Source organism: Schaedlerella arabinosiphila (assembly GCF_003885045.1).
In the GTDB taxonomy this organism is placed as follows: domain Bacteria; phylum Bacillota; class Clostridia; order Lachnospirales; family Lachnospiraceae; genus Schaedlerella; species Schaedlerella arabinosiphila.
The window spans coordinates 4,032,670-4,051,206 of record NZ_RHJS01000002.1; the positions used below are offsets into that span (position 1 = coordinate 4,032,670).

At 51.9% G+C, this 18,537-nt stretch carries 17 protein-coding genes; 6 read left to right on the top strand and 11 right to left on the bottom strand.

Annotation, left to right across the window (positions count from 1 at the left end):
• The first annotated feature begins 266 nt into the window (after window positions 1-266).
• Window positions 267-701 carry a hypothetical protein gene (locus EBB54_RS31290; RefSeq protein WP_243127730.1) on the top strand — a complete coding sequence of 145 codons (435 nt, stop codon included), beginning with the start codon at window positions 267-269 and terminating at the stop codon, window positions 699-701.
• Complete coding sequence (locus EBB54_RS31295; protein ID WP_243127731.1) at window positions 698-1,048, top strand: hypothetical protein; 351 nt, start codon at window positions 698-700, stop codon at window positions 1,046-1,048. The genes EBB54_RS31290 and EBB54_RS31295 overlap by 4 nt, the downstream gene beginning before the upstream one ends.
• A gap of 199 nt (window positions 1,049-1,247) precedes the next feature.
• On the opposite strand, the gene EBB54_RS19140 is transcribed toward EBB54_RS31295, so the two are convergent.
• Window positions 1,248-1,721, bottom strand: a complete 474-nt coding sequence (locus EBB54_RS19140; RefSeq protein ID WP_004074997.1) for a GNAT family N-acetyltransferase — start codon at window positions 1,719-1,721, stop codon at window positions 1,248-1,250.
• A 169-nt stretch (window positions 1,722-1,890) separates the two neighbouring features.
• Between EBB54_RS19140 and EBB54_RS19145 the strand changes: the two genes are divergently transcribed.
• The 4 genes from EBB54_RS19145 (at window position 1,891) to EBB54_RS19160 (ending at window position 4,771) form a co-directional block, all read left to right on the top strand.
• Entirely contained in the window at window positions 1,891-2,373 is a 483-nt protein-coding gene (locus EBB54_RS19145) for a YbaK/EbsC family protein (RefSeq protein WP_125128582.1), read from the top strand.
• 44 nt (window positions 2,374-2,417) lie between these two features.
• Window positions 2,418-3,611 (top strand): MalY/PatB family protein, encoded by a 1,194-nt coding sequence (locus tag EBB54_RS19150; protein ID WP_125128583.1) that lies wholly within the window; start codon window positions 2,418-2,420, stop codon window positions 3,609-3,611.
• Window positions 3,612-3,717: 106 nt separating this feature from the next.
• Entirely contained in the window at window positions 3,718-4,473 is a 756-nt protein-coding gene (locus EBB54_RS19155; protein ID WP_125128584.1) for an AzlC family ABC transporter permease, read from the top strand.
• Entirely contained in the window at window positions 4,466-4,771 is a 306-nt protein-coding gene (locus tag EBB54_RS19160) for an AzlD domain-containing protein (RefSeq protein ID WP_004074988.1), read from the top strand. Before EBB54_RS19155 ends, EBB54_RS19160 begins: the two co-directional genes overlap by 8 nt.
• 69 nt (window positions 4,772-4,840) lie before the next feature.
• On the opposite strand, the gene EBB54_RS19165 is transcribed toward EBB54_RS19160, so the two are convergent.
• The 10 genes from EBB54_RS19165 to EBB54_RS19210 all read right to left on the bottom strand — a co-directional run bounded on the left by EBB54_RS19165 (window position 4,841) and on the right by EBB54_RS19210 (window position 18,522).
• Window positions 4,841-8,245: a hybrid sensor histidine kinase/response regulator gene (locus EBB54_RS19165; RefSeq protein WP_125128585.1), complete on the bottom strand. Its 3,405-nt coding sequence runs from the start codon at window positions 8,243-8,245 to the stop codon at window positions 4,841-4,843.
• A gap of 136 nt (window positions 8,246-8,381) precedes the next feature.
• Window positions 8,382-10,349, bottom strand: coding sequence for a 1,4-alpha-glucan branching protein GlgB (glgB, locus tag EBB54_RS19170; protein WP_125128586.1), 1,968 nt, complete (start codon window positions 10,347-10,349; stop codon window positions 8,382-8,384).
• Between the two features lie 148 nt (window positions 10,350-10,497).
• Window positions 10,498-10,761, bottom strand: a complete 264-nt coding sequence (locus tag EBB54_RS19175) for a hypothetical protein (protein WP_125128587.1) — start codon at window positions 10,759-10,761, stop codon at window positions 10,498-10,500.
• 40 nt (window positions 10,762-10,801) lie between these two features.
• Complete coding sequence (locus tag EBB54_RS19180) at window positions 10,802-11,428, bottom strand: hypothetical protein (RefSeq protein WP_125128588.1); 627 nt, start codon at window positions 11,426-11,428, stop codon at window positions 10,802-10,804.
• Window positions 11,429-11,588: 160 nt separating this feature from the next.
• Entirely contained in the window at window positions 11,589-12,407 is an 819-nt protein-coding gene (locus EBB54_RS19185; protein ID WP_125128589.1) for a CvpA family protein, read from the bottom strand.
• A gap of 10 nt (window positions 12,408-12,417) precedes the next feature.
• Entirely contained in the window at window positions 12,418-13,611 is a 1,194-nt protein-coding gene (locus EBB54_RS19190; RefSeq protein WP_125128590.1) for a DUF5711 family protein, read from the bottom strand.
• Between the two features lie 81 nt (window positions 13,612-13,692).
• On the bottom strand, window positions 13,693-15,078 hold the full coding sequence (locus tag EBB54_RS19195) for a LysM peptidoglycan-binding domain-containing protein (protein WP_125128591.1): 1,386 nt from the start codon (window positions 15,076-15,078) through the stop codon (window positions 13,693-13,695).
• Window positions 15,079-15,324: 246 nt separating this feature from the next.
• Window positions 15,325-16,623, bottom strand: a complete 1,299-nt coding sequence (locus EBB54_RS19200) for a S1C family serine protease (protein WP_125128592.1) — start codon at window positions 16,621-16,623, stop codon at window positions 15,325-15,327.
• Between the two features lie 133 nt (window positions 16,624-16,756).
• Entirely contained in the window at window positions 16,757-17,698 is a 942-nt protein-coding gene (locus tag EBB54_RS19205; RefSeq protein WP_125128593.1) for a transketolase family protein, read from the bottom strand.
• Window positions 17,686-18,522: a transketolase gene (locus tag EBB54_RS19210; RefSeq protein ID WP_125128594.1), complete on the bottom strand. Its 837-nt coding sequence runs from the start codon at window positions 18,520-18,522 to the stop codon at window positions 17,686-17,688. The genes EBB54_RS19205 and EBB54_RS19210 overlap by 13 nt, the downstream gene beginning before the upstream one ends.
• Window positions 18,523-18,537 lie beyond the last annotated feature (15 nt).

The window sequence follows — 18,537 nt, forward strand, 5'->3', positions numbered from 1 at the left end:
ATTTTTATATCCGTTATTGCTCACGCTTACGTTGTGACCAGTAACATGTAACCATCATGTGTGTAAAAACTGGGATAGTGGCTATTTACTTTCTCTGCCCTGTCTGTTATACTTGTCATGTGAAAACCTATCGGACGCCATTCCGGCTGTCCGGCAATTCTGGCAGCTCGCCATATTTCACAGCAATTGAAACCCATTGGTTTATACTTTATTTTTAAAGAAAGGATTGATTATCTATGTCTGCAAAAAACAAACCTGGCAGCTCAATGCTGTGGGATGAGATTCTCAAAGCCATTGTAGATGCCATGCCGGAACAGCTTTTTCCCCTCTTTAAGGAACTCTACGGTAAAGAGTATCCAAGAGGGACACCAATCACCCTGCTGGCCACGGAATCTTCCACTTACCGGGAGAACCCGGATGCGCCGCCGGGTTCCCGACTGTCCGATATCGCGCTATTGGTAAATGGCACGGACTATTATCATCTGGAATGTCAGATGCATAACGACCAGGATATGGTCATCCGCATGATCGCTTATGATCTGCATTTTGCCATGCAGCACACCACCTCCGGGGAACAGAACCCGGACGGCCTGGTCATGCGCTTCCCCCGCTCTGCCGTCATTTATCCGGAGAAGAACAACCGGATTCCGGATGTTCTGCGCTGCCGCATCATTTTACAGCCTTTGTTGACAAGGTTATGATAATACTAAAAGATGAAGTGGAACAGGGATATTTGACAGAGCAGGAATATGACGATTATGTGAACCTGTTCCGCCGTGCCGCTGAAAAAATATTTGAGAAGCATGCCGATTTTTACGAGGAGGTGGATCGTATGACGAAGCCATTGATTGAACTACCAAGCGTACTTCAAAAGCGATTGATTGCGGATAATGAGATGTTGCTTGCTAATAACAAAACATTAATTGCCGATAATAAGACACTGACTGCCGACCGAAACCCCCTGGCCGTCGAACTCGCTGACAAAAATGCAGAGCTTGCCCGCATGAGAGCCTTATTAGAGCAATATCACATTCCAGTAAATGCTTAATTCTGCTTATACATAAGGAATGTCCAAATCATCCGGCAATGCCTGAACGGAAAAACATTTTATAAGTTTATTCTGCGTTACTGTGAGCGTCCGATCCGGGAATGAACAGTGATCGGAGGTTATGTGCCGTACCTTGACCAGGTGCGGCATATAACCTCCGAATTGCATTGGCGCACTATACTGCCGCCCCGTTTTTTTCTTATAATATAGTCTCCATTCCCACCTTCTGGGGCTTCAGGCCGCATTTCTCATAGAACCTCATTGCCGTCTCATTGCAGGACCATACATTCAGGGTTACATTATAACAGCCCTGCGCCCTGGCAAATTCCAGTACGTTTTCGTAGAGTTTTTTTCCGATGTGCTGTCCCCGGATCGTTTCGTCCACGCACAGGTCGTCGATGTAAAGCGTCCTGATATCCGTCAGAATGTTGTCGTTCACATGCTGCTGAAAGATGCAGAATGCATAGCCCAATACCTTTTCCGTCTCATCCACGGCGACAAATATGGGGCGGTCCTCATCGTGTATAATCTCACGGAGCTGGCTGTCCGTGTATTTTCTGTTATTATCTCCCTTGAACAGGTCGGGGCGTCCTTTGTGGTGCACCATGCATACCTGCCGCAAAAGCTCGTTGATCCTGTCCATGTCCTTTTCCTGTGCGCGTCTGATCTCCATCTTTTCCTCCGTTTCCGCCCGCTTTGGGCGCGTATGCTTTTACTTTTTTATTATATATAATGTTTTTTTGCATTTCAAGTATTACTGAAAACACTTGTAATTCTCTTCCGCCCGTGTTATCATCCGTACAGGCCAAAAGGAATCTGATCGTTACAGGAGGTCATATATCATGTCAATTGAAAGAGTCAGAGAATATTTCAAAACAAAGGGAATTGAGGAACGCATCCAGGAATTTGACGGTTCCAGCGCCACAGTCGCACTGGCCGCCCAGGCGCTCCGCTGCGAGGAAAACCGCATCGCGAAAACCCTGTCTTTCCATATAAAGGAAAAGGTGGCGCTCATCGTCATGGCGGGAGACGCAAAGATCGACAATCCGAAGTATAAGGCACAGTTCGGAACAAAAGCAAAGATGCTGTCTTTTGAAGAGGCGGAGCCGCTGATCGGTCATGCGGTGGGCGGGGTCTGTCCTTTTGCCGTGAATCCGGGAGTGGAGGTCTATCTGGACGTGTCTCTCAAACGGTTTTCCACGGTCTTTCCCGCATGCGGCAGCTCCAACAGCGCGATTGAGCTGAACATGGAGGAGTTGGAGGAATATGCGAATCCCATAAGCTGGATTGACGTATCCAAGCTGCCGGAAGGATCACAGCAATAAGTCATCCCCTATGAGCGTAGATAAAAAAAGTGAGGTTGCAGAAGATGAAATATGATTTTACAACAATTATGGATCGAAGCGGAAAAGATGCCATCGCGGTAGATCTGATTCCGTATAAAGAGATACAGGTGAGGGAGGGCTTAAGCCGGATTCCGATGTGGGTTGCGGACATGAATTTTCAGACCGTCCCCACCATACCGGAGGCCATCATAGAACGTACCAAACATACGGCGTACGGATATTTTTCACCCAGGGACGAATATTATGATTCCATCATCCGATGGCAAGAAAAGCGCCACGGCGTACAGGGGCTGACGAAGGAGTGCATCGGCTATGAAAACGGCGTACTCGGCGGGGTGCTCAGCGCCCTGAATGTATTTTGCTCCAAAGGCGACAAGGTTCTGCTGCACTCCCCCACTTACATCGGGTTCACCGAAGCCCTGGAAAATAACGGGTATCACATCGTGCTGAGCCCTCTTATAAAGGACGACGCGGGCTGCTGGAGAATGGATTTTGAGGATATGGAACGAAAGCTTTCGGAAGAAAATATCCATGCGGCCATCTTCTGCTCCCCCCACAATCCATGCGGCCGTGTCTGGGAGCGCGGAGAACTGGAACAGGTCATGGAACTCTTCCGAAAATACGATGTGATGGTCGCCGCGGATGAGATCTGGTCGGATATCATCCTGACCGGCAGCCGTCATATTCCGACCCAGACGGTCTCCGAGGATGCCCGGATGCGCACAGCCGCCTTTTACGCCCCGTCAAAGACGTTCAACCTGGCCGGGCTGATCGGCAGCTACCATATCATCTATAACCCTTATATCCGGGACAGGATACGGAAGGAATCCTCACTGTCACACTACAATTCCATGAACGTCCTCTCCATGCATGCGCTGATCGGCGCATACCGGCCGGAAGGATATGAGTGGGTTGATGAGCTTTGCCAGGTACTGACGGAAAATGTAGAGTATGCATATCATTTTATCCTGGAGCATTTTGACGGCGTGTCCGTGACAAAGCCCCAGGGGACATACATGCTGTTCCTGGACTGCGAAGCATGGTGCAAATCCCATGGAAAAACCATCGACGAGCTGCAGCGCATGGGCGTGGAGGCCGGAGTCATCTGGCAGGACGGAAGGCCATTTCATGGAGAATACGGCATCCGCCTGAATGTGGCGCTGCCCAGAACACTTTTGGAGGAGGCCATGAGCAGGCTGGAGACGATGGTATTCTAAGAGAACCGCAAAGCGCGCTGTAAGAACCGCGTACATGCGGGCCAGACATCATCCGGCGGATACACCGTATCCTGCCTGCAGACCAATCATACACAGGAGTAACATCATGGAACAAACATACAATATCAACACTCTGGGAACACGTTTCAGCAGGCAGGCCCTGGGGGATGGAATGCGTGACGGCGTCCCCATCGGGCTGGGCTATTTCGCGGTTTCCTTTTCCCTCGGGATCGCCGCAAAAAATGCCGGGCTCACCCCATTCCAGGGCTTCCTGGCAAGCCTGCTCTGCAATGCTTCAGCTGGGGAATATGCGGGCTTTACCCTGATCGCGGCGGGCGCCACTTATCTGGAGCTGGCCGTCGTCACCCTGATCGCCAATGCCAGGTATCTGCTGATGAGCTGCGCCATGAGCCAGCGGCTGGATCCTGCCATGCCCGGATTCCACCGGCCGCTCATGGCTTTTCATATTACCGATGAACTGTTCGGCATTGCCATTGCGCGCCCGGGCTGCCTGAATCCCTTTTACAGCTACGGCGCGGTACTGGTGGCCGCACCCTGCTGGGCGGTGGGGACTGCCCTGGGCGCCATTGCCGGCGGGCTGCTTCCTCTGCGTCTCGTCAGCGCTTTCAGCGTGGCGCTTTATGGAATGTTTCTGGCAGTCATCATTCCTGCCGCCAGACAGAGCAAAGTGATCGCGGGGCTCATTGTCTTATGTTTCGGGGCCAGCTATGGGGCGGCCCATCTTCCGGCGGTCTCCCGGGTGTCCGGCGGGACGCGGACGATTATTCTGACTGTAGTCCTCTCAGCTGCCGCCGCGCTTCTGTTTCCGCAAAATACAGAGGAGGATGAGACCAATGCATAATATGTATCTCTATCTTTTGATCATGGCAGGCGTCTCTTATCTGGTCAGGGTTCTTCCCATGACCCTGATCCGCAGGCCGATCAAAAACCGGTTCATCCGGTCGTTTTTATACTATGTTCCCTATGTGACCCTTGCCGTCATGACCTTTCCGGCCATCGTGGAAGCCACCCAGAGCCCCCTGTCCGGATTGACCGCCCTTGCCGTCGGCATGGCCGCCGCATGGCTGGGAGCCGACCTGTTCAAGACCGCCGTGCTGTGCTGCGCCTCGGTTCTGGCAGTGGAGTTCTTTTTATTCTGAAACCTTTTTACCGTAAAAAACAGGAGAAGCCTTGGCTGCACTGATCCGCAGCCAAGGCTTCTCCTGTTTTTATTTTCCCTGCCCCAGGTAATGTCCCAGGACAGAAATGAACACATCCACATCAATGGGTTTTGCGATATGCGCGGTCATCCCGTTCTTCAGAGCCGCTTCCTTATCCTCATCCATGGCGTTGGCGGTCATGGCAATGATGGGCAGGTTCCGGACATCCGCCCTGGACATCGCCCGGATCGTCCGGGTCGCCTCGTAGCCGTCCATAATCGGCATCTGTACGTCCATCAGGATCGCGTCATAGTAGCCCTCCTCGGCTGCCTTCATCATCTCTACCGCATCAGAGCCGTCCGGGGCCGTCTCCACGACAAACCCTGTCTCCTCCAGAATCTCTTCCGCAATCTCGCGGTTCAGTTCGTTATCCTCCACAAGCAGGATTCGCTTTCCGCTGAAATCAGCCTGGAGCCATGCCGTTTCTTTCTCTTCCTTCTCAATCAGGCAGTTTGCCACAAGGAGTACGGACTTCAGATCCGACATAAAGAGCGGTTTTGCGCAGAACGCGGTAATCCCGGCTGCCTTGGCCTCCTCCTCAATATCCGTCCAGTCATAGGCGGTCAGAATGATGATAGGAGCCTCATTTCCGACTGCGCTGCGAATCCTTCTCGCTGTTTCGATACCGCTGGTCTCCGGCATCTGCCAGTCTACGATATAAGTATGGTAGGAATCCCCTTCGTCAAACGCGCTCTTCGCCCGGTAGGCCGCTTCTCTTCCCGACGTCGTCCATTCCGCGCGCATACCGATCTGCTTGAGCATCTTGCTCACGCTGGTACATGTGTCGAAGTCGTCGTCTACAACCAATGCACGCAGGCCGGACAGCTCTTTGATCATTTCCGCTTCTTTTTCCGTGTTCTGCAGCTTCAGGCTGAGTTCAACCGTAAATGTGCTTCCCTTGCCTTTTTCGCTTTCCACACTGATCTTGCCGCCCATCATATCTACGATATTTTTCGTGATGGCCATGCCCAGCCCGGTTCCCTGGATACCGGTCTTGGTGGTACTTGACTCCCGCTCAAAGGGTTCGAAAATATGCTCCACAAATTCCGGCGACATCCCGATGCCGTTGTCCTTGATGATAAAGATGTAATCTCCGTATCCCCGGCGGTAGGTGCTTTTCTGAATGATCCGAAAGCTCACCGTTCCCCCGGCCGGAGTATATTTTACCGCGTTGCTGATCAGGTTTACAAACATCTGGTTCAGCTTGAGCGAATCTGCGAATACATCCTCATTCGCGATATCGTAGGTGTCGATAAACAGTTCCAACTGCTTGGCCTTGACCTGAGGCTGGATGATATTGACCAGGTTGTGCATCATCTCGGAAATGTTGCACTCCTGCTCCTTGATCTGCACTTTGCCGCTCTCGATCCGGCTCATGTCCAGGATATCGTTGATCAGGCTGAGCAGGTGGTTGCTGGATGAAAGAACCTTCTGCAGGCAATCCCTGACCTGCTCCCGATTGTCAATATGGCTCACGGCGATGGTCGTAAATCCGATGATCGCATTCATCGGGGTACGGATATCATGGGACATATTGGAGAGGAAGGTGGTCTTTGCATTATTGGCGTGCTGTGCTTCGAGCAGCGCATCCTGAAGGGCCTGGGTCTGTTCCATCTGCCTCTTCACCTGGCCGGTGATCTCCTTGGTAACAACCATGACCATGATGTCTCCCGTGTCGTCGTCCCATGTCATGATAAAGGACTGGCGCACACAGATCTTCTCGCCGTCGAGATCCTCGCTCCAATACTCCACATTGATCTCCGTATCACCCTCTGCAAAACATTTTTTCAGATAATCCGCATTGATCGTTGCGCAGTAATCTTCCATGGATTCATCGGCCACATACCGCTTCCATCGCTCAAACCACTCCGAAGCCCTGCAGGGCAGCGAAAGCCCGACCCTCTCCACCATGGATTCCAGCCTGTCGCCGTGCATGCAGACAATATCCCGTTCGATCTGGTCCTGTGTCAGATTAAAGTCAAACGTATAGAGGGCTTTTGACGTAATCGCGATCCGATACTGCCTTTCTTTCCGGTTTGCAAGGGAGATCTCCGCCTGGATACGCAGCTCCCTCTCCTTGACCTCGGTGATGTTCTGCCGGATAAACAGGGCCTTGCTCACCCTGCCGTCCTTCCGTTCCAGGCAGATCACATTCATATGTTCCCATTCGGGCTCGCCGTTTCTCTGCACATGGTATTCCAGACGCACATCCGTCTCGTCTGTTCCCAGCATCTCCGCAAGGCTGTTGACATTGAACAGCTCTGAAAACTTTTCCCGGTCATCTTCCGCGATCAGGAAGGTGCACAGATATTCGCACAGGTCTTCCATCATGCCGTTGCATTCGATTTCGTCCCGCTCCGGGCGTGTTCCGGAAAGATAGTGGTAGGTTCCCTTCTCAAAGTCGATCATAACAAAGCGGGCGAACAATGTATTCACGCCGCCGATGACATAACCCATCTCCCGGTTCTCTTTTTCCAGCCGTTTTTTCTCTTTTCTAGTCCTGGTCAGGAGAATGATGATGTATATAATGAACAGCGTAATCAGCATGCTCTCCAGTATGCTTCCTGTCCGGTTTGCATTATTGATCATGGTCTGGGTGACACTCTTTGGAAACATCTGTACAAGGACGTATTCATTGCCCGGCAGGTTGATCACACAGATATTGTCCGTTTTACTGCCGTTCGGACAGATGAACGCGCCTTCCCCGCCGAACTCAAAGATCTTTTTTATCTCTTCCAAGGATTCCTGGCTGACGATATGGGAGTCGCTCAGCATGGTGAATATGTTCTCGGCGTTCTCTTCTCCGTCCGAGCTGGAAATCTTCATTCCGTCCCCCATGCAGAGATATACATCCGCCTTTTCCCCGAAATAGCTGGCGGAAAGCAGGTCGCACAGGTAGGAATTTGCAGAATAGATTCCCTCCAGCACGCCGATGATCTGTCCCTGGTAATGGAGGGGTGCGAAAAAGGTCACCACCGTCTCGTCAAACAGGCTGGACTCCTTCTCAACGGACATACCTGTCTCGCCGTTCATCCCTCTGACATAGTATTCCTTTTCCGAAGTATCCGAGACCACCCCGTCGGAGGTCAGGCTGATTCCATTGGCATCCGTATAAATGAAGGAATCAAACAGAGAATTTCCCGTCATTCCTTTGAGTCCTTCCGCGCTGACCTTCGGCTCGGACAGCCCTTCCCCAAGGAAATATGCGTAAGTGCTGATACGGTTGATGGCATTTTCAAACTCCTTCGAGATCGACTGCGCTGTCTGCTGGGCGGAATCCTCGGCATAATTCAGGTTCTGTTTTTCAATACGCTTGCTGTTCTGCACGGTATACCACCAGAACAGTATGATAATTGCAGCCATTAAAAATAAAATATAGATTAAGCCATACCATGATCTCTTTTTTTCATTCATTGGGAATTCCTCCGTATAAAAGCCAACAATACTTTGTATATTCTAACATAAGTCCATAATTCTTTCAATAATGCCGAAAAAAAACCTTCCGCAAAATTGCGGAAGGTTTTTACCTGCTTCTGTTATAGTTTCATGTTTAAAATTCAAACACTGCTACTCCGTACGGCGGCAGCGGATATGCAAAGGAATATTTCTGCCCGTCGCATTCCTTCTTGACTGCTTTGTACATCAGCGGCCGTTCCCCTCCTGTTCCTCCGTACCTTTCGTCATCGCTGTTCAGGATCAGCTTATACTGCTTGCCCCTGGGTACGCCGACCCGGTAGTCCTCCCGCTCCATCGGAGTGAAATTGCATACAAACAGGAGGTTTCTTTTCCTGTCCTTGGAATATCTCACGAAGCTGAAAATGCTTCGGAAAATGTCGTCCTTATTGATCCATTCAAAGCCTTTTTCGTCCGTATCCATCTCGTAAAGCGCCTTGTTCTTCCGGTACAGATGCAGAAGCTCCTGCACCCAGTTCTGGATCTGCTGATGGGGCTGTTCCGCCAGCAGAAACCAGTCAAGCTCCCGCTCCTCACTCCATTCCCTGAGCTGTGCAAAATCCTGTCCCATGAAGAGCAGCTTCTTGCCCGGGTGTCCTATCATAAACGCATAGGCAGCCTTGAGGTTCGCAAACTTGTCAAATCCCAGGCCCGGCATCTTGTTGAGCATGGAGCACTTGAGATGCACCACCTCATCGTGGGAGAGCACAAGGATGTAATTCTCGCTGTATGCGTATTCCATGGAGAATGTCATCATGTAGTGGGCATTCTTCCGAAACAGCGGATCCAGCTTCATATATTCTGTAAAGTCGTGCATCCAGCCCATGTTCCACTTGATGCTGAAACCGAGTCCGTCCTCTTCCGGCGCCCCGGTCACCTTCGGCCATGCGGTGGATTCTTCCGCGATCATGACCGCTCCATGGTTTCTTCCCAGCACCACGGAATTGAGATGCTTGAAAAACTCGATGGCTTCCAGGTTCTCATTGCCGCCGTATTTATTGGCAACCCATTGTCCGTCCTGCTTGCCGTAGTCCAGATACAGCATGGACGCCACCGCATCCACCCGCAGGCCGTCCACATGGTAGTGTTCGATCCAGAACAGCGCATTGGCGATCAGAAAGTTCTCCACCTCGCTCTTGCCCAGGTCAAAAATCTTCGTTCCCCAGTCCGGATGCTCTCCCCGTCTCGGGTCCGCATATTCGAAAGTGGGTGTCCCGTCAAAATCCGCCAGGCCGTGGGCATCTCTCGGGAAATGCGCCGGCACCCAGTCCAGAATGACGCCGATCTTGTTCTTATGCAGATAATTCACCAGGTACGCAAAGTCCTCCGGAGTGCCGTAACGCGACGTAGGCGCGTAGTATCCGGTCACCTGGTATCCCCAGGAGCCGTCAAAGGGATGCTCCGCAATGCCCATCAGCTCCACATGGGTATACCCCATCTTCTTGACATACTCCGTGACGGATACCGCAAAGTCACGGTACGTATAAAAGCCCTCATCCTCCCGGCAGGGATGGCGCATCCAGGAACCCATATGCACCTCGTAAACAGACATCGGGTTCTTCGTGTTGTCCCACTTCTCACGCGCTTCCATCCATGCGTCATCCGACCAGGTAAAGTGTGAGATATCGGCCACCCGTGAGGCATTGCCCGGGCGCAACTCCGAATAGTTGGCAAAGGGATCTGCTTTGTACAGCTTCTCGCCTTTCATCGTCTCGATGCAGAACTTGTACATGTCCCCTTCTTTTGCGCCGGGAACAAAACGTGTATAGATCCCCGCCGGCTCCAGCCGCTCCATCTCGTCTGCGTCCGCCTCCCAGCCATTGAACTCTCCGACTACGGATACCTTCTCCGCATGGGGCGCCCATACCGCAAAGTATACGCCTTCCACGCCGTCTACTGTCACCTTGTGAGCACCCATCTTCTTATAGATCTCATAATGGGTGCCGTGTCCGAACAGATATTGGTCGAGTTCTCCGATCTCGTAAGGCTGCGCCGCTTTCTTCGGCTTGACGGTCTTTGCCTCTTTGCTGGCTGCTGTTGTTTTACTGGTATCATTTTTCTTCATAAGCCCACCTCGTTACCGCTTGTTTTATTTCCGTATATTAAATTCTATTATACTTTATATCTTACAAAATGAAAAGAGAAATATACCAGAAAATGTAAAACAAATCCTCCGGCAAAATTCGACCGCCGTTCCAAAAAAACGCCGTCTTTCACACGATTCCAAACGCTTTAAAAACTGCCCACACATAGGGCGCGCCAAATACTCCAAGGCTTTTCGGCCCGGTAATCTCTCCCGGCCTGGCCTGGATTTTGTCCCAGGCTTTTTCGACCGTTGCCCGTGTGATCGATTTGGAGCGTCTGTCTATGAACAGTTCTCCGCCGATCACCTGATATCGAAATTCCAGCCCTTTTACCGTATGAAACGTCTTTCCCTGATGTAGGATCAATTTTTCCCAAAGTTCTTCCTTCAGCATGCGCCACCCTGCCTCTCCGGTCCGCCTGTAAGAAGGCGGATCATTTATCCTGTTTTCCCCGCCAGATCCACAGAGCGATCACAATCCCCGTTATGTACAGAATATTCACCAGTACCGTCGGATTATCCTTCAGCAATGCCACGACCGCCACAATGGCGGACATGGAAAGCGCGATCTGGAGTGTCGTAAAAATCCTCTTTTCCTTTATCTCCTTTGCGTTTCGGAGCATCTCGCTGTTCTTCTGCTCCATTCTGAGATATTCCATCAGATCTTCCTGGGGTATCCTGGACAGAATCCAGTCCTCCCTTGTAAAATCCTCAAGATCCTTCCGCAGATGAAAGAAGTCGCTGCCCCGCTTCTTCTTCCAGCCCCGTGCGGACTCTCCCGCATGTCCGCCGGACTCCGGTTCTTCCTCCCGTTCCCTTTGGGGCGGTTCGTAAAATACCGGCCCCGGCGCCGTCTCCTTTGCGGGCTTTGGCGCCTCCTCCGAAACGGGCCCGGCCTGTACTGCCTCCGGTACCTGTTCCTGTGTATTCCCCTCTTCTTGTTCCCGCTGCTGTGCAACATTCTCCGCCGCCGGCTTGACGGACTCCATGGAAATCACCGTCCCCATCGGTTCCGATGGGGTTTCCGTTCCTTCCTGCATGCGAATTACTTCCTCTGCCACAATTTGTCCCTCCTATTAATTATACGCGTTTTTCACTTCTCCTCGTTTATCATACCAATTTTCGACAAAAAGTGCAAGGATTCCGGCAGGGTTCATTTCTTAAGGTTTTCTAATCGTGTTACTGGAGCACCCGTAGGGTGTGAACAGTAACTTCTAATCGTTAAAATGAAACCAGTCTTGTAAGCAGAGGGTTGCTGTCGTATAACAGTTTCAGCAGCACGCTGTCCTCGATCATATCAAAGCAGACCTTTCCGATGGGGATGGAGTAGCAGACCGCGATCACCAGGAACAGCACCCACACAAACAGCAGCGCGCACAACGCTCCCACCGCAGCGCCCCCCAGATAGTTGAACACGCCCAGGATCGGAAGGTCTCCCAGAATATCCACAGCCGCCATCAGTGCCTTCACAATGACAAAGGCCAGAATAAAGGTCACCAGGAACGAGACCACGTTGAGCATCATCCGGGATATATAGGTGGCGATATACTGGGGAAAGGACGTCACATCCAGTTCTTCATAGATCGCCGTGTTATTGTTTTCCAGTAAAAGATCCTTTAAGAAATCGGGCATTGGGGATTCTTCAATTTCTTTGATCTGCTGGTCCTTCGGGATATTTCCGTAGATGTTGGCAAAATCGTCGATCGTAATGCCAAGGCGCTTCCAGTCCAGGCTGGAAAGCTTCTCGATGTCTTCCAGAGGCATCCCCGCAAGCGGAGTTCCGCTCAGATCCTTGTCTGAAAGCGTCTCCGCCGAGATCTCGGGGAGAAACGCCTGCACAATCTTTTCCTGGATCAGCTCATCCAAAGGGGTGTACTGGGCCAGCGCGTTCCCCACGTGAGGGGCGAGAAATGCAAATAACGCAGCGGTGAGCACTGTGGATAAAAGGGAGATCCCGATTTTCAAAAAACCGCGGACCGCCCCTGCCACAATGCCCACAAAAAATATAACTCCTACAATGATCAATAACCAGTTCTCCATCGCTTTTCTCCTATCCGGTCAAATAAATGACCCGTAATTCATCCGTACTCATCATCATGTATTGGTTGATGCCTTCCATCGGAACCATCATCAGGATATCGTCCTTAAGATCCCCGTCAAAACGCGGCATCCCCATATTTGTATAAATACTGCATCTGGAACCTTCATATAATATAATTTCATTTCCTTCCATATATACATTGCTGAACTCCCCGGAAATCGCGCGGTTCATGACCTGCTTGCCCGACTTGTTGTACAGCCGCAGCTCGTAGCCGGATTTTTCCTCGTTCAGCAGGATGAAGCCTATATACCGGCTGGTATGAAATGTGCTTCTGATCTCGCCAGACAGATTGATCTCCGTTTTTTTCTCCGGTATCCGGCTTCCCTTCGATATAGCAAAGGAATGGTCGCCCACCGCAACGGACGTGACCGCGTCCATAAAAAAAATCTCCGGCATGACAGAGTCCTCGTACTCTTCTATGCCAACCTGATGGTTCTCCTTGTCCGCCCCTTCCTCCACGAAATTGTAGCTGGCGACCCTGGACTTCAGCGCGCCGTTTTTCATATCGAGATAGGAAACGATCAGGACTTTTCCGTCCGGAGACATCTCCAGGGCCACCGGATAGCCCATGCTTCCCGTCACCACCTGATTCTCCACCAGGATATTGCCGGTGGAATCATAGGTCACCACCATGGGCGCGTTTTCATTTTTCAGGATCGCACTTACAATCCCCTGATTCGAAAGGGAAAATTTTTCAATCGGAAGATTGGTCTCAAATTCTCCTTTCAGTCCTTTCTCCGTAAAGATCTGTATTGAATTGCCTCCGGAATCGGCAATCGCAAATGTCTGGTTATTTATGTCCACCACCGGATTCTGAAACTGTCCGGGCTGAATCCAGAGCACTTCGTTTCTCCGGCTCAGGAAGGTGACGCCGTTTCTGCCGTAACGAATGATCCCGTTCCTGAACGCGGCGTAGCGGTTGCTGTCCGAAGTCTCTCTTTTATAGGCCGCGGTCTGGGCTGCCTTGTGATACAGATGGTTCGTAATCAACAGGTAGGTCCCCAGCAGTACCATACCCGTGAGAAATACGGGGACGGCCAGCTTTTTCAGCCTGATCCGCGGATGCCTTCGTTTTTTTTTCCTGGGCTTCTCCGGGCCCGGCGGCTCCATCAGCTTTAAATTTGGATTTTTCTTTTGCGTCATATCAGTTCTGATACCTCTTATTGCATAATCTGTTCCCAGGCTGCGTTTTTTTCAATCACCGGGTTATAGTATACCATCTTTTTATGGTAATAGCAATTTCTGACCAATATAAATTAAATTTCCGTCTGTCAGCCCGTTCATCCTGGAGATGGCGTCCACATGGGAAATGTCTCCGTACAGCTTCTGGCTGATGATCGCCAGGGTATCCCCCTGTTCCACGACATAGATTCCGTCGCTTCCGTTATTTCCCGCGGGGGCAGAGGTACCGGAGCCGTCAGACCCTTCCGGATTTCCCTCGCCAAGCGCTCCTCCGCTGGTCTCCACGGCCGGCTCCTGGGGTGTCTGGGCGCCGTTTCCGGCATCCGCCGCGTTTCCTCCTGCCTGTCCGTTTTCACCGGCAGCCTGGCTGCCTGCCTGATCCGATCCGCCCTGGGATTGCCCGCCTGACTGGGCTTGTCCTTCCTGGGTCTGCCCGTCTGCCTGAGCCTGTCCTCCCTGTGATTGCCCCTCCGGCTGGGCTTGTCCGTCCTGGGCCGTCCCGCCTGGCTGGTTTTGCCCCGGAGCCTGTCCGTCCGGCTGGGTCTGGTCGTTTCCGTCTGTTCCGGCGTCCCCTTGAGCCCCGGCCTCACCGGATGCAGCAGGTGTTCCGGAGGAGGAGACCTTTCCGTCCGTCTGCTGCACCTGCCCGTCGTCTGACGCCACGGTGCCGGACAGATTTTCCAGGGTGTTCTGGACGGAGCGCATCTTGTCAAAGTTGTTCATGGTGGCAACACCCATGATCACCACCAGCAGCACAAGGCTGGTGCTCAAAGCGTACATCATCCGGTTGGAGCGCTGCTTCATCATCTGCTCCTCCCTGGAACGGACAATACTCCGGAAGTCCTTTGCCGCCTGGTCCTCCACGGTCTCTGTGGGGCTCGCCCCGTTTTTCTTTCTGGCAGAGATCATATAATTCTGCATACACGGATTTTTTTCATAGTATGTATAGTGCCCTCCGATCTCCATCAGGTCGTCAAGCTTGTGCACAAAATACGCTTCTTCCTTTTCTCCCGGATCTTTTATGATAAACACCGTATTCTTTTTGGGAAAGGACTTTTTGTGCAGCGCAGTCACGTTTTCCTCCGCCGACAGCGGCACCCCGGCGTGGGCCACAAACCACCCCAGCATTTCCCCATCCTCAAAATACTGCTTGCAGTCCTCGTACGCGTGCTTCCAGGTATCCTCGTCCAGGACATACTCCGTGCCCGACAGCTTCAATTCATGCATCTGGATGGCTCCGTAGATGTATACATACTCCTCATCCTCCGTACTCTGTATATCGCCTACCAGAAACGCCCCCACGGGGGACTCCCCTGCCTTATCGCATAACTGTGAAAAAAATGTATCTACATAATCCTCCACATAGATCTTCGGAGTATCGCTTACGTTGCCGATCTGGCGCACGTTTTTGGGTATCTGTCTTTCCATTACACTCACCTCTGCTATTTTTTCCTAAAGCATAGCATAAGAAAAAAGCTGAATTTATCATTCTATGTCAGGTAAATTCGACAAAGCAGCAGAGCAGAGTGCTGCGGTTCACAATCATTGCACTCACATGCGCAAAAACAGCCGGCAGAGTGCATTTTGCCGGGCAAAGGGTAAGAAAAAAGCTGCCCCATTGTCTGCGGACAGCTTTTCTCTCCTGTTTTTTATCTCTATATGAATATCCGGCGTTTACTGTTCCAGTTCCCCAAGCGTAACCCGGACGGTTTTTTCTGTATATTCTCCATTGTTCTCCGGAACCTGGATTGTCACGTTGACCGTCTCACCCACCGCATAGTAGGTCAGTTCCTTCTGAAGCGCGTCCTTGCCGTCCACGCCGCTTCCGTTCACTGCAGTAATGATATTGCCCTTTGTAATGCCTGCACGGTCCGCAGGCCCGCCTTCTACCGTCTCATATACATAGACGCCGCTCGGCATATGGTACTTCTGCGCGTTTTCCACGTCAAAGCATGTGATTCCCAGATAGCCCTGACTGCCTTCCGCCACCTTATACTTTGTCTTCTGGTTCATCAGGCCGTCAATAATATCCGATACATCGCTGATGGGGATCGCGTATCCCACGCCTTCCACCTTGCTTCCCGCAATCTTGGCGGAATTGATGCCGATCACTTCCCCGTTTATATTGAGCAGCGCGCCGCCGCTGTTGCCTTCATTGATGGCTGCGTCGGTCTGGATCATGCTGATGCCCTGTGCTTCGCCCTCCCCAGAGGACTGTTCTGTAGGAATGACCCGGTCAACCGCGCTGATCACGCCGGTGGTCACGGACTGTCCGTAGCCCAGTGCATTGCCGATGGCAATGGCCGGTTCCCCTACCTTAAGCTGTGTGGAATCCCCTAATGTAGCAACCGCGATATTCTTCATCGTCTCTTCAGAAACCTGATTCTTCTGCACTGCGATCACCGCCACGTCATGCCCCGGATTGCTGCCTTTGACATGGGCCTCAATACTGGATTCGTCGGAAAATGTAACGGTCAGCGTCTCGCTGCTCTGGATCACGTGATGGTTCGTCACGATCAGAAGCTCGTCGTCTGTCTGTCCGATGATGATCCCTGTCCCTGCACTTTGTGTCTCATACTTCTGCGTTCCGCCGAAAAAGTCCTGTATCTGCTGAATGCTCAGGTTCGTAATGGATACCACCGACGGCATCACATTCTCCACTATGGCGGACACGTCAGAGGTCACCGCCGAGGTGGATTTTGAGACGCTGCTGGCCATCGGAGTGGCTGTTCTTGCTTCGCTCTTCGGCGAAGACGTATTCTCCAGTCCCAGGATCTTGTTCCCCAAAATATTGGAGGCCAGGAAGGTGGCGCTGGATACAACGCCGAACAGCAGTGCCAGGCCGATCACCGCGGCGGCCTTGGGCATCTTTTTCTTTTGCTTTTTTTCTCTGCCTGTATGTTCAGGCTGGCTGTAATTCTGATAAGTACTCTGGGAATTTTCCGGATTGTAATAATTATACTGATTATCCATACTATATCCTTCTTTCTCTTGTATATTTATTTTTATTGTTTCATTTTATACCCCTATCATAGCCAGCCTTTGTGATGAAATTGTGTTCATTCCTTTAACAAAATTTGTTTTTCATCCCCGTTTTTAAATCGCCTTACAGAATCTGAGATTTTATTTTTTCATAAATGCTTTCTGCATCCAGACCGTATTTTTTCACAAGCTCTGCTGCCGGCCCGGACTCCCCGTAAGTATCGTTGATACCGATCTTTAAGACCTTCGTCGGAGCCTGAGCGCACAGCACGTCGCATACCGCGCTCCCCAGTCCGCCGATGACGGAATGCTCCTCCACGGTAACGACCTTGCCGGTCTCCTTCGCAGCCGCAGCCACCAGCTCTTCGTCCAGCGGTTTGATGGTGTGGATATTGATGACCTTCGCCTCAATGCCGTCTGCCGCCAGCTTTTCGGCCGCTTCCAGACAGTTTGCCACAGGAAGCCCGGTGGCGATGATGGCCAGATCCTTTCCTTCCCGCAGGACCACACCTTTACCCAGTTCAAATTTGTAATCCGGGCGGTCGTTGATCACCGGAACGGCCAGTCTGCCGAACCGCAGATAGACCGGTCCCTGGTGCTCATATGCCGCCTTCACCGCTGCCTTTGCTTCTACATCATCGGCCGGGTTGATGACCACCATTCCCGGGATTGTGCGCATCAGTGCGATATCTTCGTTGCACTGGTGGCTGGCTCCGTCTTCCCCTACGGAGATTCCCGCATGGGTCGCGCCGATCTTTACGTTCAGCTTCGGGTATCCTACGGAGTTGCGCACCTGCTCAAAGGCGCGCCCTGCCGCAAACATAGCGAAGGAGCTTGCGAAGGGAACCTTTCCGGTGGTGGAAAGCCCTGCCGCCACGCCGATCATATTGCACTCCGCGATACCGCAGTCAATATGGCGTTCCGGAAACGCCTTCTTAAATACGCCTGTCTTGGTTGCTGCCGCCAGGTCCGCGTCCAGCACTACCACGTCCTCATGTTCTTTTCCCAGCTCGGCCAAAGCATTGCCATAGCTTTCTCTCGTTGCGATCTTCTTTACTTCTGACATGATGCTTCACCTGCCTTCCTCAAATCTTCCATTGCCGCTGCGTACTGCTCGTCATTGGGAGCCGCGCCGTGCCACCCTACCTGGTTTTCCATAAAGGAAACGCCCTTGCCCTTGAGGGTCTTTGCGATGATCGCGGTGGGCATGCCCTTGGTCGCGCGTGCCTCTTTGAACGCTGCGTCGATCTGGTCAAAATCATTTCCGTCGATATTGATGACATGGAAATTAAATGCTTCGAATTTTTTGTCAATGGGATAGGGGGAATTGACTTCCGTGATCGGCCCGTCAATCTGCAGGTTGTTGTTGTCCACGATCACCACCAGGTTGTCCAATTTCCTGTGGCCTGCCAGCATAGCAGCCTCCCAGACCTGTCCCTCCTGGATCTCGCCGTCTCCCAGCAGCGCATACACTCTGAACCCGTCCCCGGACATTTTTCCGCCGATGGCCATTCCCACCGCCGCGGAGATCCCCTGTCCCAGAGAGCCAGAGGACATGTCCACGCCCGGAATGTGCTTCATATCCGGATGTCCCTGGAGATAGGAACCGGTATGGCGCAGTGTCGTTAAGTCTTCCACCGGAAAATATCCCCGGTTCGCCAGTGTGGAATACAGCCCCGGCGCCGTATGTCCTTTGGAAAGCACGAAACGGTCGCGGTCCGGTTTTTTCGGGTCTTTGGGGTCAATGTTCATCTCTTCAAAATATAAATAGGTGTAGATATCCGCCGCGGACAGGGAGCCGCCCGGATGTCCGGATTTTGCGCTGTGTACTGCGGTCACGATACCTTTGCGGATCTCGTTGGCAGTTTTCATCAATTCTTGCTTATTCATCAGAAACTCTCCTTA

What these genes read in the sequence shown, in the direction of transcription:
- EBB54_RS31290 (WP_243127730.1), top strand. Translation starts at nt 267, where the DNA reads ATGCTGTGGGATGAGATTCTCAAAGCCATTGTAGATGCCATGCCGGAA.
- EBB54_RS31295 (WP_243127731.1), top strand. Translation starts at nt 698, where the DNA reads ATGATAATACTAAAAGATGAAGTGGAACAGGGATATTTGACAGAGCAG.
- EBB54_RS19140 (WP_004074997.1), bottom strand. Translation starts at nt 1,721, where the DNA reads ATGGAGATCAGACGCGCACAGGAAAAGGACATGGACAGGATCAACGAG.
- EBB54_RS19145 (WP_125128582.1), top strand. Translation starts at nt 1,891, where the DNA reads ATGTCAATTGAAAGAGTCAGAGAATATTTCAAAACAAAGGGAATTGAG.
- EBB54_RS19150 (WP_125128583.1), top strand. Translation starts at nt 2,418, where the DNA reads ATGAAATATGATTTTACAACAATTATGGATCGAAGCGGAAAAGATGCC.
- EBB54_RS19155 (WP_125128584.1), top strand. Translation starts at nt 3,718, where the DNA reads ATGGAACAAACATACAATATCAACACTCTGGGAACACGTTTCAGCAGG.
- EBB54_RS19160 (WP_004074988.1), top strand. Translation starts at nt 4,466, where the DNA reads ATGCATAATATGTATCTCTATCTTTTGATCATGGCAGGCGTCTCTTAT.
- EBB54_RS19165 (WP_125128585.1), bottom strand. Translation starts at nt 8,245, where the DNA reads ATGAATGAAAAAAAGAGATCATGGTATGGCTTAATCTATATTTTATTT.
- glgB (WP_125128586.1), bottom strand. Translation starts at nt 10,349, where the DNA reads ATGAAGAAAAATGATACCAGTAAAACAACAGCAGCCAGCAAAGAGGCA.
- EBB54_RS19175 (WP_125128587.1), bottom strand. Translation starts at nt 10,761, where the DNA reads ATGCTGAAGGAAGAACTTTGGGAAAAATTGATCCTACATCAGGGAAAG.
- EBB54_RS19185 (WP_125128589.1), bottom strand. Translation starts at nt 12,407, where the DNA reads ATGGAGAACTGGTTATTGATCATTGTAGGAGTTATATTTTTTGTGGGC.
- EBB54_RS19190 (WP_125128590.1), bottom strand. Translation starts at nt 13,611, where the DNA reads ATGACGCAAAAGAAAAATCCAAATTTAAAGCTGATGGAGCCGCCGGGC.
- EBB54_RS19195 (WP_125128591.1), bottom strand. Translation starts at nt 15,078, where the DNA reads ATGGAAAGACAGATACCCAAAAACGTGCGCCAGATCGGCAACGTAAGC.
- EBB54_RS19200 (WP_125128592.1), bottom strand. Translation starts at nt 16,623, where the DNA reads ATGGATAATCAGTATAATTATTACAATCCGGAAAATTCCCAGAGTACT.
- EBB54_RS19205 (WP_125128593.1), bottom strand. Translation starts at nt 17,698, where the DNA reads ATGTCAGAAGTAAAGAAGATCGCAACGAGAGAAAGCTATGGCAATGCT.
- EBB54_RS19210 (WP_125128594.1), bottom strand. Translation starts at nt 18,522, where the DNA reads ATGAATAAGCAAGAATTGATGAAAACTGCCAACGAGATCCGCAAAGGT.